This is a genomic window from Nocardia sp. NPDC051833 (assembly GCF_040681225.1).
Lineage (GTDB): Bacteria > Actinomycetota > Actinomycetes > Mycobacteriales > Mycobacteriaceae > Nocardia.
Window position 1 is genome coordinate 3,058,034 of the sequence record NZ_JBFAYK010000001.1, and the last position, 13,832, is coordinate 3,071,865.

Genomic DNA, 13,832 nt, shown 5'->3' on the forward strand with positions numbered 1-13,832 from the left:
CACATCGGCAATCGGCGGTGCGCGTCGATGATGGTGCGGGCGTTGGGGTTACGGTCCGCACGGCGATCGAGTTGGCGTGCACCGGCCTGCCGACGCCGACTCCGATCAGGGATAGCCGACCACGTTGCGAGCGCCCGGTTTCCGCGCTCCGACGTAGTCGTTGGAACGCTGCGCGACCTGCCGATACGTGGCGGAGTCGGGGGCCATTTCGGTGAGCTCGAAGGAGACCTTGCCGTCGTGATCGTGGTGGATGACCAGGGAATCGTCGACGACCTGGTAGATCGCGCGGAGCTCGCCCTCTGCCCAGGCCGCCAGGTACCGCACGGCGACGGCGCGGGTGAGTGCGAGACGCCAGTACATGCGCGCCGAGTCACGCAGGCGTTCCGTGGTGATCCCCGGGTACCAGCCGTATCCGTCGCGGTCGCGGAGGGCGTCCGGGTCGGCGGCATCGGCGTCGGAGTCCGCCGGTACCCAGTCGCCGAGGTCGACCCACAGGATCTCGCCGTCGTGTACTTGGTGCCCACCGCGGGTCACTCGCCCGGAAGGTGGCCGCCGTGGCGGTTTCGCGCGCTTGCTCAAGACTGTGACGGCGGGGATTTCCGGCAATGCGGATCCGGCGGGGACGCCGAGCGATGGTTCATCGGTGGCAGGTGCAGCGCCGGGCCGTATGCGATCAGCGACGCCGACCGGCTGATAGTCGGGGGTGTCCTCGCGGACGAATCCGAGTGCGCGATCGAACGCGGACAATCCGGCGGCCGGGGTGCAACCGTCGAGGCACATCAGCGTGCGCCCCTGCGAGAACACCGATTCCGCTGGGACCGAGCGCTTTCCGTTCTCGTCGAAGGCGCGCCGGAGCACCTGCGCGGCGACGATCACGATGGAGGTGTCCGACGGGCTGGTGTGTTCCGCGCAGCGGGTGATGTGCCCGACGTGCGCCGATGCCGACTCGGCATAGAACAGGTAGTAGGCGGTGGCGCCGAAATGCGTTGCGGCGTCGATCAGATCGGCGCGCTGGGCGGCGGGCAGGGCGCCAGCTTTGACGAGTTCGCCGCGGCGGGCCCGCTTGGCCTGGATCAGCAGGCGTACCTCGCGGTCACCTGAGGGATCCTGCACGCGGTAGATGAAGTCGGCGCCGACGCCGCGCCTGCCGCGTGCCCGGTTGCCGCCTTCCTCGGGCCGGGTCAGCAACCGCACGCTCCGCCGGTCGCCCTCGTCCGACCTGGTCAGCAATCGCACTCCGGCCGGTGCGCGGCTCGCCGAGCCCCACGCCGAACAGCGCCGGGGCGGCTCGCAATCGGGGCAGGCCGCGTCGATGCGGTAGTCGACGCCGGTGAGGTGGCCGAGCAGGATCTCGGTGAACGTCTCCTCCTGCCAGGGGAACTTCCGCGCGCCCAGGTGCTGCAATCGGTACACGCTCTGGCAGCTGAGCCTGCGTGCCGCGATCGGGTCGACGAAGATCTCCGCGGGGAACTCAGACATCGAGCGGGATGTCCACGGTCGGGCGCAACGCCTCCAGCTGGGTGACGTAGGCGCTGAGCACCCGCTCGTACAGGTCGTCGACCTTGGCGTGGCGCACGGTGATGACCATCGAATACCGGATCGGCTGCGCCGAGGTCGTGGCGTGACCCGACTGCCGCGCGGTGTGGTGGATGTCGAAGACGGGATTGCGCAGGCTGGTGACCCGCTTGCTGCGCTCGGCGTGCAGCACCGTGTCCCACTTGTGCGCGTCGCGGCGCAGGGACTCGGTCTCCGGCTCGGTGGCACGGAAGAACGGCGCCGAGTCCGGGTGGATTCTGGTCGGTTCGGCGAACTTCTCGTCGTGCGGGCGGAAGGTGACGTCAAGGCCGCTGCGGGTGTAGCTGCCGGGGTCGGCGGGGTCCACCGGGGTGGCGTAGACCAGCGTCGCCCGGATGCGCACCATGCCGGCGGGCAGCGCGGCGGGCAGTGGGATCTGCGCGCGCAGGTACTTGGCGGGGGTCAGTTCGCCCTGGTAGAGCACCCTGGCTTCGCCGTCGCCGCACAGCACCAGCTCGGCCAGCGTCGCGGCGATCCGGCCGTGGCCGGAATCGGAATCCGGTGAGCTGACGCGCCGTTCGGCGGTGTGCACGAGCAGCGCCTTGAGGTCGAGCGCGCCCAGCTTCGGCCCGAACAGGGTGCGCGCGCCGAGGGCAGCGCGCAGCGCCATCGGCGCGGCGAAGCTCGTGCCGGAATCGGGGATCGCGGTGCCGTCGGGTCCGACGACGTGGAACGGCTCGTGATCGCTGCCACCGAAGGCGAGGAGATCCGGCTTCACCGTGCCGGGCGAACGGCCCGGCCCGATCGCCGAGTAGGGCGCGCGATTCCACTGGGCGCCACTGCGATCCGAGGACCCGATCGCGAGCGCGTTGACGCTGTCGGCGGGTACCTGCACGCGGGCGTTGCCGCTGGGCCGGTCGGCCTCGCCGTTGTTGCCGACGGCGATGGTGGCCAGGGTGGTGCCGTCGCTGAGGTAGTCGTCCCAGAACGCGGTCCAGGCGTGCACCTCGTCGTCCTCGATCGGCAGTTCGGGGCCGATGCTGACGTTCACGAACTCGTATTTGCGCTGGCGCAGCACCGTATCGATGCGATCGATCGCGGCGTAGAGCTCGCACTGGTCGTCGTCGGTGTCCTCGTCCAGGACCTGGTAGTGGTCGACGTAGCCGTAGGGCACCGGAACCGGCTGCGTGGGATCGACACTGCCGAACAGCAGCGCCGAGGTGACCCGGTGGCCGTGGTCGAGGTAGTTGCGGTGCGGCGGCGCGCTGTCGGCGAAGGTGTGCGCGTCGACCCAGCGGGTGAGCGGGGTGCGGGCGGGCAACCCGCCGTCGAACACCGCGACGGTGAGTTCGCGGTCGGTCGGCTCGGCCGTCGGCAGCTCGGGCCGGAAGCCGGACAGCGTTGCGGTGGCACGGATGTCGCGGCCGAGTTGGGTGCGCATCCGCGGCATCCGGCGGATCACCCTGGTGTAGGAGTAGCCCGCCAGCTCGGCGATTGCGGCGTGCGTGCCGGTGACCGGGACGAAGGCCAGCCCGCCGTTGTCGAGCCTGCGGTCGATCGCCACGGACAGGTCGAGATCGCGGGAGAAATCGAGCAGGCCCTGGAGGGCGATATCGCGGTCGGAGTGCAGGACCAGCTCGGCCACGGTTTCCGAATCCGGCTGGGCGCCGGTCAATCTCAGGCGGTCGGCGGGGGAGTTGAGCCGGAAGTCCGCGAGGCTGACGATGCCCAGCTCGCCGCCGCGCAGCGGATCGTCGGCGCAGATGCGCGCGGCCAGCAGGCGCAGGTTGGCGCGGGTGGTCGCCAGGAACAGCAGGGTGCTCGCCCTGGGCGGGTGACCGTTGCCGGACGGGGCGATCGTCACCGGCCTGCTGCCCAGCGGGTCGAACTCCATCGACGCGAGCAACCTTGTCGGATAACCACTCTTGGACACTTACTGCGGATGCAGGGTGACGGCGGTGACCGTCTCGTCGTCCGGACAGGCCACCTTGGGCAGCGCGATCGCGGTCTCGCTCGCCGTGCGTACCAGCGGCGCGAGCCGGACCCGCGCCTGCGCGACCGTATCCGGCGGCGGTGGCGAACCGCCGCCTCTGCTGGGGACGATCGGTGCGGTCAGCCGTTCACCGAAGCCGATCAGAAATCGCGGTCCGGCCACCCGAAATCCCCCCAGCGAGCACGTTATTCCCGTCGGTGCGTGAAGCCACGGAGGGTATCGCGCGACACCCCCGTCAGCGCGCTGATCTGGCGCTGAGACAAGCCTGACATGCCGACCAGGGTCTGTGCCAGCTGTAACCGATCGGTCCGCGGAAGTTCAGCTACCAGACGCGCGGAGTGCTCGGCCAGCATGCCGGGCAGTGGCTGGTCCTCGAGCAAGCAACGCCGCCGCAACCGCAGCATCGTGCGTTCGATGTCATTGAACGACAAGCCTTTCGACGCGATTGCGGCCGCGTCGACGGCGGCGTCGGGCAGCGGTTGCCCGGCGAAGCGGCGGATCGCCTCGCCGCGCTGCGATGTCTCCGGCAGATCGAAGGTGACGGCGACGTCGAAGCGCCGCCACACCGCCGGGTCGAGCAGGTCGGCGTGATTGGTCGCGCCGATCACCAGGCCCGCGCCGGTGGGCCAGTCGTCGATCTGCTGGAGCAGCACCGTGACCAGCCGTTTCAGCTCGCCCACATCGCGGTCGTCGTCGCGTCGCTTGGCGATCGCGTCGAGTTCGTCGAGGAGCAGGACACACGGGCGCTGCTTGGCGTAGTCGATGGCGTGGCGCAGGTTGGTGCCGGTCTTGCCGAGCAGGCTGCTCATGATCGTGGCCAGGTCGAGCACCACCAGCGGTAACGACAGCTGGTGCGCCAGCCAGGCCGCGGCCATGGTCTTGCCGACCCCGGGCGGACCGACGAACAGCAGGCTGCGCGCCGGGGCGAGATCGGCGGCGGCGAGCCGGTCGGCGTGCTTGCGTTCGTCGACGATCTGGGTGAGCACGCGGTAGGTCTCGGCGGGCAGGATCGGCACCTCGGCGGTCGCGTCGGGCGCCACCACGCGCAGCAGCGGCAGGCGGCTGTCGCCATCGACCGGGATCGGTGAATCGAGTTCGGCGCGTAGGGGATTGGCGCGCGTCGGGTTCTGCCGCAGCAAGCCGATCAGGGCCTCGGCCAGTTCCGGGCAGTCGGTCCGGTGCCGTCGCGCGGCGCGGCGGACGAACATCGTGACGTCCTGTTCACGGCCGGCGAGGGCCACCCGGGCCAGGTGGACGAATTCGTCCGCCAGATCGGCTTTCACGTCCGCCGGTGTGGATCTTATGGCGTGTGACATGGTGTTCTTCCGATCGAAGGCATGGACTGATTTTGCTTCACTCGATCGTACGGCGTCCATTGCGGGCAAAGTTCACCCCTTGTGTACCGGTTTGACATCGGAACCCACCCGCAGCGCCACATTGATCTGCCGAGTCGTCGGCGTAGCTGTCGCCTTTCGTCGGATGCTAGTGGCGCGCGGGGTGCGCGTCGGCGATTCCCGTCGGCTCGGGCGCGCCGATCGGGGGTGGTTGACAGCGCGCGGGATCGTCTGCCACTCTCGGAACAGGTCACGAGTACCAGCGACAAGCCCCGGCTAGCTGGTCGGCAACCCTCCTCCGCGGTGGGGTGCTCCGGGTGACGACCAGGCCGCCGTCCGCAGTGGGCGCGGCAAGCGCGGACTCGCAGCACCCTTTCGGGAACGAGTCCCTGAGCCGACGGGATTTCGTCATGACCGCAGTTATCGACCCCACCTGTGCCCTGGCCACCGTGTCCGGTGCGGACCTGCGGGTTCCGCTCGTGCAGGGCGGGACCGAGGCGTACGCCAACTTCGACTACGCGGCGAGCGCGCCGGCGTTGCAGCAGGTCACCGACCGGATTTCGCAGCTGCTGCCGTACTACGCCAGCGTGCACCGCGGTGCCGGGTACGCCTCGCGGATCTCCACCGAGTGCTACGAGGCCTCGCGCGGCGCGGTCGCCCGGTTCCTCGATGCCGCCGACGACCAGGTCGTCGTGTTCACCCGCAACACCACCGATTCGCTGAACCTGCTGGCAGGCTGCGTGCCGGGGGAGACCGTGGTGCTCGATATCGAGCACCACGCGAACTTCCTGCCGTGGACCGCGCACGGGCGCCGGGTGGTGCGGGCCGCCGACACCGTCGAGGAGACCATTCGCCGGGTCGTCGCCGAATTGTGCAGCAAGCCCGCCGCTCTGCTCGCGGTGACCGGGGCCTCCAATGTCACCGGTGAGGTGCTGCCGCTGGAGCGGCTCGCGACCATCGCCCACCAGTGCGGCGCCCGGATTCTCGTCGATGCGGCGCAGCTGGCGCCGCATCGCCGGATCTCCCTGCGCGAGACCGGGATCGACTATCTCGCCTTCTCCGGGCACAAGCTGTACGCGCCGTTCGGTGCCGGGGTGCTGGTCGGCAGACGGGACTGGCTCGATGCCGGTGAGCCGCACCTGGCCGGTGGTGGCGCGGTGCGCAAGGTCGGTGTGGCGCAGGTCGACTGGGCCGCGGCGCCGCAGCGGCACGAGGCCGGGTCGCCGAATGTGCTGGGGGCGGCCGCCATCGCCGCCGCCTGTGACGCGCTCGCCGCGATCGACGCGGACGATCTCGTCGCGCACGAGCGGTTCCTGGCCGACCGGCTGCGAGATGGGTTGTCCGCCATCCCCGGTGTCGATCTGGTGCGGATCTGGTCCGACAGCCCCGACGCCGTCGGCATCGTCTGTTTCACCGTCGCCGGTCGCGCCCCCGGCGAGGTCGCCGCCTACCTCTCCGCCGAACACGCCATCGGCGTCCGCGACGGCCGCTTCTGCGCCCACCCCCTCCTCGCCGCCCTCGGCCTCGACGCCGCCCTGCGCGCCAGCATCGGCCTCGGCACCACCGCCGCCGACGTGGACCGCCTGATCGCCGCCATCACCACCCTCGTCGCCGCAGGCCCCACCTGGACCTACGCTACCACCGACGGCCTCTGGAACCCCACCCCCGAAACCCGCCCCCTCACCCCCGACACCCTCACCGGCGCCGCCCCCTGCCTGCTCGGCTGATCCCGCCGGTTCGGCTCATCCGAGATGTAGAACCCCCTTGACGCGGCCGACCCGTTTCTGGTCGGCCGCGTCGGCCTGCCCGCCCTCGAGAATGTTTGGCACGCCGTGGAACTGGGTAACGGGCTTTCGGCCGGTCGCGATGAGCCCCGAAAGCAGTGCTCAGACACCTAAGGGGAGATAGTGACTCGACCGATTCAGCCGCCCGATCCGTGGGCTCGTCCGCCCCGGCCGCAGGACAAGAAGCGCCGCTGGCCCCTGGTGGCCGGGATCGGAGTCGCCGGTGTGGTCGGTCTAGCCGCGATCGGCGGTCTCGCCGACGGCGGGTCCGCGCCGGCGGCGGAACCCTCGGCGACGTCGACCACCCGGGTCACCGCGTCCTCGACCACCACGCAGTCGACGACGACCGCCTCGTCGACAACCGCTGTCGCGCCGACCACGACCACCACGGTCGAAATGCCGGTGGCTCCGATCGTGCCGACGACCACCGCCCTGCCCCCGCCGGTCATTGTTCCTACGTCGATAACCACCGTGCCGGTACAGGCACCCCGCGTTGCGGTTCCCGAACCGGAGGCGCCGCCCACTCCCAGCGCCTACTACAAGAACTGCGCCGCGGCTCGCGCTGCGGGCGTCGCCCCACTCCACCGCGGAGAGCCCGGCTACCGCTCCGGTCTGGATGCCGACGGTGACGGCGTGGCCTGCGATCGGGGCTGATCCATCGAGCGGATGACATCACCTGCCCGGACGTGCTGGGAGATCGTGTCGCAGAAGGTGAATGAGTACTCACCGGCAGGAGCGCGGTGGAACGCGATGTGCTCCAGGACTCCGTGGGCGATGACCGCGTTCGCTCGTCCGAGTTCAACCGATTGGCCGACGTCGACAGTGCCGACTAGGTGCCCGACGACGTGGGGATTCCGTTGGTAGCTGACAGGGAAGACCCCGGTGACCCGGAACTCGCTCACCACCGCCATCAGGTGTCGAGGGCGGTGGGGCGGTGGTATTTGCCGTTGTAGTAGAGGAGGGGGGCGGCGGTGGGGGATTCGTGGGTTTGGTCGTGGACTCGGGTGACCAGGCCTACGGCGAGGGTGTGGTCGCCGATGTCGATGAGCTGGTGGAGGGTGGTGCGGAGCCAGAGGGGGGTGCCGTGCAGGACGGGCTCGCCGGTGTCGAGGGTGGTCCACAGGGAGCGGTCGGTGAAGCGGTCGGCGGCGGTGCGGGAGAAGCGGTGGGCCAGGTGGTGCTGGTGTTCGCCGAGGAAGTGGATGACGACCGAGTCGGCGGCGCGCAGGGCCTCGATGCTCGACGAGGTGTGGGCGATGTTGAACGACACCAGGGGCGGTTCGAGGGACAGCGAGGCGAAGGAGGTGGCGGTGAAGCCGACCGGGCCGTGCTCGGCGCCGATCGTCACCACGGTGACACCGGCCGGATAGTGCCGCATCGACTCCCGGTACTGCTCGGCCGTGATCCCGCTCAGATCGTCGGGAACCACCAGCTCGGACGGAGTACGTCGCACTTCACTCACCCGCCCCAAACTACGCCCGTGCCGCGACCGCGCCCAGGGTCCGGTCGGCCCGGTGGGCGCACATCACACAGGCTCCGGCTCAGTCGACCTCGATCGGCAGCCCGGCGGTGATCCGCACGAGTTCGCGGAAGTTGGTGCGGAACACCGTGTTCGGATGACCGCCCGCGGCCCACACCTCGGTGTGCTCGGCCAGCGCGGTGTCGACCCAGGTGGGCAGGTTGGTGGGGTGGCCGACGGGGGCGGTGCCATCGATCGGCTGACCGGTGATGCGCTCGACCAGGGCGGTGGGCGCGGGCGTGAGGGTGCCCTCCAGGCGTTTGCCGGTGCGCGTCAGGTCGACCTGGTGGTGGTCGGCGACCAGCAGCAGGACGGGATCGTCGTCGAGCAGGAAGACCTGGGAGGTGGTGATTGCGGTGGGATGGGCGCCCATCGCGCGGGCGGCATCGGCGGCGGTGGCAGCGGGCGTTTCCGGCGAAACGATGACGCCGTGATGCCCGCGGGCGATGAGCGTATCGGCGACGCGGCATGCGACCGCCGGAAGAGACGACCTGCGCATGAAATCCAGAGTAGGACGATTGCGGGAAATATGCCGGGGGAGTGGATTTTTGGGGTCGACCCCAGGGGCTGCGCGCATCCCTGGCGGCGCGCCAATAGACTCGGCACATGACTGATTGGCAGGCCTTCACCGTCGAGATCGCCGACCACGTTGCCCAGGTCACACTGACCGGGCCGGGTAAGGGCAACGCGATGGGACCCGACTTCTGGCGCGAGCTGCCGGAGATCTTCCGCGAGCTCGACGCCGACCCGCAGGTGCGGGCCGTGGTGCTCACCGGCGCGGGCAAGCACTTCTCCTTCGGGCTCGACCTGGCGGCGATGGGCGGCATGCTCGCGCCCGTGCTGGCCGACGACGCGAAGGCGGCGCCGCGCACCGAGTTCCTCAAGGTGGTCCGCGGGATGCAGGACTCGGTGACCGCGGTCGCCGAGTGCACCAAGCCGGTGATCGCGGCCGTGTCCGGCTGGTGCATCGGTGGTGGCCTGGACCTGATCGCGGCCGCCGACATCCGGCTGGCCAGCGAGGACGCCAAGTTCAGCCTGCGCGAGGCCAAGGTCGCGATCGTCGCCGACATCGGCTCGCTGCAGCGCCTGCCCGGCATCATCGGCGAGGGCAACCTGCGTGAGCTGGCCTACACGGCCAAGGACATCGACGCCGCGCGCGCCGAGCGGATCGGCCTGGTCAACGAGGTGTTCGCCGATCAGGAGGCCGTGGTCGCGGCCGCGCACGCGATGGCGCGCGAGATCGCCGAGAACCCGCCGCTGGTGGTGCAGGGCATCAAGGATGTGCTCGAGCACCGGACCGCGCCCGCGGTGGCCGACGGCCTGCGCTACGTGTCGACCTGGAACGCGGCGTTCCTGCCGTCCAAGGACCTCACCGAGGCCATCACGGCGGTCTTCCAGAAGCGCGCGCCGGAGTTCAAGGGCGAGTAAAGGTAGTTCAAACGGTTGCCCAGGTGACCGTTCTGTCTACATACTTGCATCACACAACTAATTGATTGATGCAAGTAAAGGTGAAGAGCATTGGTTGAGAACGAGCCCTCGATCGACGCGATCGCGGTCCAGCTCGTCCGGCTGCACCGGCTGCGGGACCGCACGCTGGCCCAGATCAAAGACCGCTCCGGCATCGACCCGGCGGGCTTCGTGGTGCTGTTCCGGCTGGTCTGCGACGGGCCGATGCGCTCGGGCGCGCTCGCCGAGGCGGTGCACTCGGACGCGTCGACGGTGAGCAGGCAGGTCGCCCAGCTGGTCGAACGCGGGCTGGTGCGCCGGGTCGCCGATCCCGACGACGGCCGCGCCACCGTGCTGGAGGTGACCGACCAGGGCCGGGAGGTCGCCGAACGCATCCGGACCCGCCGCCGCGAGTCCGTCGCCATCGTCACCGAGGACTGGTCGGGCGAGGACCGCGCGACCTTCGCCGCGCTGCTGACGCGCTTCGTCGACGACTACGACGCGGCCCGCCCGACCCTGCTGACCCGCTCGACCGCACTGAGCACTACCGCGATGGAGAACGATTCGTGACGACAACCGCGGCCCCGGTGGAATCACCCGCCGGCTTCACCCACCGCCAGATCCTGACCATCCTGTCCGGCCTCATGCTCGGCATGCTGCTGGCCTCGCTCGATCAGACGATCGTGTCGACCTCGATCCGCACCATCGCCGACGACCTGCACGGCTATTCGCTGCAGGCCTGGGCGACGACGGCCTACCTGATCACCGCGACGATCAGCACCCCGCTCTACGGCAAGCTCTCGGACATGTTCGGCCGCAAGCCGTTCTTCCTCACCGCGATCGGGCTGTTCGTCATCGGCTCGCTGCTGTGCACGTTCGCCACGTCGATGTACCAGCTGGCGGCCTTCCGCGCGTTCCAGGGTCTGGGCGCCGGTGGTCTGATGTCGCTGGCGCTGGCCATCATGGGCGACATCATCAGTCCCCGGGAACGGGCCCGCTACCAGGGCTATTTCCTTGCCGTGTTCGGCATCTCGAGCGTGCTGGGGCCGGTGCTCGGCGGTCTGCTGGCCGGGCAGGACACCATCCTCGGCATCACCGGCTGGCGCTGGGTGTTCCTGGTGAACGTGCCGCTGGGCCTGCTCGCGCTGGTCGTGGTGACCCGGGTGCTGCAGCTGCCGCGTAAGCCACACGCCACCCACCGCATCGACTTCGCCGGCGCGCTGGTGCTCGCGATCGGTCTGGTGCCGCTGCTGATCGTGGCGGAGCAGGGGCGTGAATGGGGTTGGGGCAGTACCGCGTCGGTGATCTGCTATCTGATCGGCGCGGTGGGCGTCGTCGGGTTCGTCGCGGTGGAGAAGTACATGGGTGACGCGGCGCTGATCCCGCTGCGCATCTTCTCGAACACCACTTTCGCGCTCGGCGTGGTGATCTCGTTCGTCGTCGGCGCCGCCATGTTCGGTGGGATGCTGCTGCTGCCGCAGTACCTGCAGGTCGTGCGGGGCGCCGGGCCGACCGAGGCGGGTCTGCAGATGCTGCCGATGGTGCTCGGCCTGATGCTCGGCTCGATCCTGTCGGGCAGGCTGATCTCGAAGACCGGCCGGTACCGGGCCTTCCCGGTGATCGGAGCGATCACGCTGACCATCGGCCTGTTCCTGCTGCACCTGCTCGACGCCGACAGCCCGCTGTGGCTGGCGATGATCTTCATGGCGCTGACCGGCTTCGGTCTCGGCAATCTGCTCCAGCCGATGACGCTGGCGCTGCAGAACGCGTTGCCGCCCAAGGACATGGGCGTGTCCACCGCGTCGGCCACGTTCTTCCGGCAGATCGGCGGCACCCTCGGTGCCGCGGTCTTCCTGTCGATCCTGTTCTCGCTGCTCACCCCGAACATCACCGAGCAGATGCAGCAGGCGGCCACCGATCCCACCTACCAGCAGGCCGTGGTCACGGGTGCGCAGAGCGCCAACCCGGCCGACGCCGCGCTGGCCGAGGGGCTGCTGGCGCACGACACCTCGGCGGCGGGCCAGGTGCTCGAGGACAGCTCGATCATCCAGCAGCTGAACCCGGTGCTGGCCAAGCCGTTCCAGGTGGGCTTCGCCGACTCGATGTCGACGGTGTTCCTGGTGGCGACCGCGGTCGCGGCGCTCGCGCTGCTGCTGGTGCTGTTCTGGAAGGAGGCCCCGCTGCGGATGCAGGGTGGCATCCAGGCGGCCGGTGACACCAAGGCCGCCGATGCGGCAGGCGCGCTCGCCGACACCGCGGCCCAGACGACCGAGTCCGGTACCGATCGCAGCGACGACGCGGGTGGCCGCGTCCGCGCCGGGGCACCCCCGGCATGATCGAGGGATGAATCGAACCGGCAGCGGCGGAGCGGGACGGCGGATACGCCGCCTGCCCGCCGCTGTCGGCTATCTGCTGGTCGGCGGGCTGACCGGGGTCGCGGCGCTGTTCGCGGTGGTCGCGCTGGCCATCGTCGCCGCGGCGAGCCTGATCGGGATCGGGATCCCGGCGCTGCCGGAGGCGGTGAAATTGATCCGCCCGCTGCTCACCCTGGAACGGCGCAGGGCGGGGAAACGACTCGGCACCCCGATCGTCCCGGCCTACCGGCCGCTGACGGGTGACCTGCGCGACCAGCTCGCGACCCTGGCCGCCGACCCGGCGAATCGCCGCGACCTCGCCTGGCTGGTGCTGCACGGCACGATCGGACTGCCCCTGGCCGGCCTGGCGGTGGCCCTCCCGGTGAGCGCGGTGCAGCATCTGGTGCTTCCGGTGCTGTGGCGGGCGGGCGTGGACGGGTTGGAGGGGAGCAACGGGCTCGTCGTGCACTCCTGGCCGACGGCCGCGGTGTCCGCGCTGATCGGACTCCTCTTCGGCGCGCTGACCCTGCGCACGCCCGACGCGGCGACGGCCCAGGCGAAGGTCGCTCGCTCCCTGCTGGCCCCGGACGAGCAGGCGCTGCTGGCCGACCGGGTCGCCGAGCTCACCGCGACCAGGGCCGCCGCCCTCGACGCGCACGGCGCCGAACTGCGCCGCATCGAACGCGACCTGCACGACGGCGCCCAGGCCAGGATCGCCGCGGTGATCATGCAGCTCGGCCTGGCCGAGCAACTGCGCGACCGCGACCCCGACGCCGCGGCCCGGATGGTGCGCACCGCCCAGGACACCGCGTCGGCGGCGCTGGCCGAACTACGCGACGTGGTCCGCAGCGTCTACCCGCCGGTGCTCTCCGATCGGGGCCTGGCCAGTGCCGTCTCCGCGCTGGCCGCGCGCAGCCCGATCCCGTGCGTGGTGGAGCTGAACGGGATCACGCGCAGGCCGATGGCGGTGGAGGCGGCGGCCTACTTCGTCATCGCCGAGGCCGTCACCAATGCCACCAAGCACTCCGCGGCCGGGAATCTGTCGATCGAACTGAGCGGACCGCCCGCACTGCTGACCGTGGCGATCCGCGACGACGGCGTCGGCGGCGCGACGGTCACCGAGGGCGGTGGCCTGGCGGGCATCCGCCGCAGGGCCGAGGCCCTCGACGGCCGGATGACGCTCGACAGCCCCGCCGGTGGGCCTACCCTGGTGCGCGTGGAGTTGCCGTGCGGGTCGTGATCGCCGAGGACGACGCCCTCCTCCGGGAAGGCCTGGTCCTGCTGCTGAAGACCGCCGGGATCGAGGTGGTCGCCGCTGTCGAGGACGCCGAGGACTTCCTCGCGGTGGTCACCGCCGATCGCCCGGACGCGGTGGTGGTCGACGTGCGGCTCCCGCCGACCTTCACCGACGACGGCCTGCGCGCCGCCGTGCGGGCCAGGACGGTGCACCCCGGCCTGCCGGTACTCGTGCTCTCGGCCTATGTCGAGGACAGCTACGCCGCCGAACTGCTCGGCGACGGCGCGGGCGGGGTGGGCTATCTGCTCAAGGAGCGGGTCGGCAAGGTGGACCGATTCCTCGATTCGCTGCACCGGGTCGCCGCGGGCGGCACCGCGATGGACCCGGAGGTGATCGCGCAGCTGCTGGTGCGCCGACGCGTGGACGACCCGCTGTCGACGCTCACAGCCAGGGAACGCGAAGTGCTCGCGCTGATGGCGGAGGGCCAAGACAACTCCGCCATCGCCGCCGGCCTCGTCGTCACCGAAGGCGCTGTGCTCAAACACATTCGCAGCATCTTCGCCAAGCTCGGCCTGGCCGCCGACGAGTCCGGTCACCGCCGGGTGCTCGCGGTGCTCACCTATCTCAACGCCCGGCCGGGACGGCCGTGA

13 protein-coding genes and 1 riboswitch are annotated in these 13,832 nt (G+C 70.4%); of the genes, 7 read left to right on the top strand and 6 right to left on the bottom strand.

Annotated elements, in window-relative coordinates; genetic code table 11:
• Nucleotides 1–105: 105 nt before the first annotated feature.
• From AB0L91_RS13840 to AB0L91_RS13855, 4 genes are read right to left on the bottom strand one after another with little or no spacing between them, the layout of a single operon-like run.
• A complete protein-coding gene (locus AB0L91_RS13840; RefSeq protein ID WP_365009886.1) occupies nt 106–1,479 on the bottom strand; it encodes a hypothetical protein in 1,374 nt (457 codons plus the stop codon).
• Nucleotides 1,472–3,409 carry a S8 family peptidase gene (locus AB0L91_RS13845; protein WP_365009888.1) on the bottom strand — a complete coding sequence of 646 codons (1,938 nt, stop codon included), beginning with the start codon at nt 3,407–3,409 and terminating at the stop codon, nt 1,472–1,474. The genes AB0L91_RS13840 and AB0L91_RS13845 overlap by 8 nt, the downstream gene beginning before the upstream one ends.
• 39 nt (nt 3,410–3,448) lie before the next feature.
• Nucleotides 3,449–3,670, bottom strand: a complete 222-nt coding sequence (locus AB0L91_RS13850; protein ID WP_365009891.1) for a hypothetical protein — start codon at nt 3,668–3,670, stop codon at nt 3,449–3,451.
• A 23-nt stretch (nt 3,671–3,693) separates the two neighbouring features.
• Nucleotides 3,694–4,884: an ATP-binding protein gene (locus tag AB0L91_RS13855; protein WP_365009892.1), complete on the bottom strand. Its 1,191-nt coding sequence runs from the start codon at nt 4,882–4,884 to the stop codon at nt 3,694–3,696.
• A gap of 206 nt (nt 4,885–5,090) precedes the next feature.
• Nucleotides 5,091–5,205: riboswitch (SAM riboswitch) on the top strand.
• A gap of 47 nt (nt 5,206–5,252) precedes the next feature.
• Here AB0L91_RS13855 and AB0L91_RS13860 point away from each other — a divergent pair.
• Together AB0L91_RS13860 and AB0L91_RS13865 are read left to right on the top strand one after the other, a co-directional pair.
• A complete protein-coding gene (locus AB0L91_RS13860; RefSeq protein WP_365009895.1) occupies nt 5,253–6,569 on the top strand; it encodes an aminotransferase class V-fold PLP-dependent enzyme in 1,317 nt (438 codons plus the stop codon).
• Nucleotides 6,570–6,749: 180 nt separating this feature from the next.
• Nucleotides 6,750–7,280, top strand: coding sequence for an excalibur calcium-binding domain-containing protein (locus AB0L91_RS13865; protein ID WP_365009897.1), 531 nt, complete (start codon nt 6,750–6,752; stop codon nt 7,278–7,280).
• A 256-nt stretch (nt 7,281–7,536) separates the two neighbouring features.
• Here AB0L91_RS13865 and AB0L91_RS13870 read toward each other — a convergent pair whose 3' ends face one another.
• Both AB0L91_RS13870 and AB0L91_RS13875 read right to left on the bottom strand, forming a co-directional pair.
• A complete protein-coding gene (locus AB0L91_RS13870) occupies nt 7,537–8,088 on the bottom strand; it encodes a flavin reductase family protein (protein WP_355280863.1) in 552 nt (183 codons plus the stop codon).
• 79 nt (nt 8,089–8,167) lie between these two features.
• On the bottom strand, nt 8,168–8,644 hold the full coding sequence (locus tag AB0L91_RS13875; RefSeq protein WP_355280861.1) for a YbaK/EbsC family protein: 477 nt from the start codon (nt 8,642–8,644) through the stop codon (nt 8,168–8,170).
• Between the two features lie 107 nt (nt 8,645–8,751).
• On the opposite strand from AB0L91_RS13875, the gene AB0L91_RS13880 reads away from it, so the two are divergent.
• From AB0L91_RS13880 to AB0L91_RS13900, 5 genes are all read left to right on the top strand, one after another.
• Nucleotides 8,752–9,573 carry a crotonase/enoyl-CoA hydratase family protein gene (locus AB0L91_RS13880; RefSeq protein ID WP_355280860.1) on the top strand — a complete coding sequence of 274 codons (822 nt, stop codon included), beginning with the start codon at nt 8,752–8,754 and terminating at the stop codon, nt 9,571–9,573.
• A gap of 90 nt (nt 9,574–9,663) precedes the next feature.
• A complete protein-coding gene (locus tag AB0L91_RS13885) occupies nt 9,664–10,161 on the top strand; it encodes a MarR family transcriptional regulator (protein ID WP_365009902.1) in 498 nt (165 codons plus the stop codon).
• Entirely contained in the window at nt 10,158–11,927 is a 1,770-nt protein-coding gene (locus AB0L91_RS13890; RefSeq protein ID WP_365009904.1) for an MDR family MFS transporter, read from the top strand. The genes AB0L91_RS13885 and AB0L91_RS13890 overlap by 4 nt, the downstream gene beginning before the upstream one ends.
• A 7-nt stretch (nt 11,928–11,934) precedes the next feature.
• Nucleotides 11,935–13,185: a sensor domain-containing protein gene (locus AB0L91_RS13895; protein WP_365009906.1), complete on the top strand. Its 1,251-nt coding sequence runs from the start codon at nt 11,935–11,937 to the stop codon at nt 13,183–13,185.
• Entirely contained in the window at nt 13,173–13,832 is a 660-nt protein-coding gene (locus AB0L91_RS13900; RefSeq protein ID WP_365009907.1) for a response regulator transcription factor, read from the top strand. Before AB0L91_RS13895 ends, AB0L91_RS13900 begins: the two co-directional genes overlap by 13 nt.

Coding starts and splice junctions, on each gene's coding strand:
- AB0L91_RS13855 (WP_365009892.1), bottom strand. CDS start 4,884: ATGGACGCCGTACGATCGAGTGAAGCAAAATCAGTCCATGCCTTCGAT.
- AB0L91_RS13840 (WP_365009886.1), bottom strand. CDS start 1,479: ATGTCTGAGTTCCCCGCGGAGATCTTCGTCGACCCGATCGCGGCACGC.
- AB0L91_RS13895 (WP_365009906.1), top strand. CDS start 11,935: ATGAATCGAACCGGCAGCGGCGGAGCGGGACGGCGGATACGCCGCCTG.
- AB0L91_RS13875 (WP_355280861.1), bottom strand. CDS start 8,644: ATGCGCAGGTCGTCTCTTCCGGCGGTCGCATGCCGCGTCGCCGATACG.
- AB0L91_RS13880 (WP_355280860.1), top strand. CDS start 8,752: ATGACTGATTGGCAGGCCTTCACCGTCGAGATCGCCGACCACGTTGCC.
- AB0L91_RS13860 (WP_365009895.1), top strand. CDS start 5,253: ATGACCGCAGTTATCGACCCCACCTGTGCCCTGGCCACCGTGTCCGGT.
- AB0L91_RS13845 (WP_365009888.1), bottom strand. CDS start 3,409: ATGGAGTTCGACCCGCTGGGCAGCAGGCCGGTGACGATCGCCCCGTCC.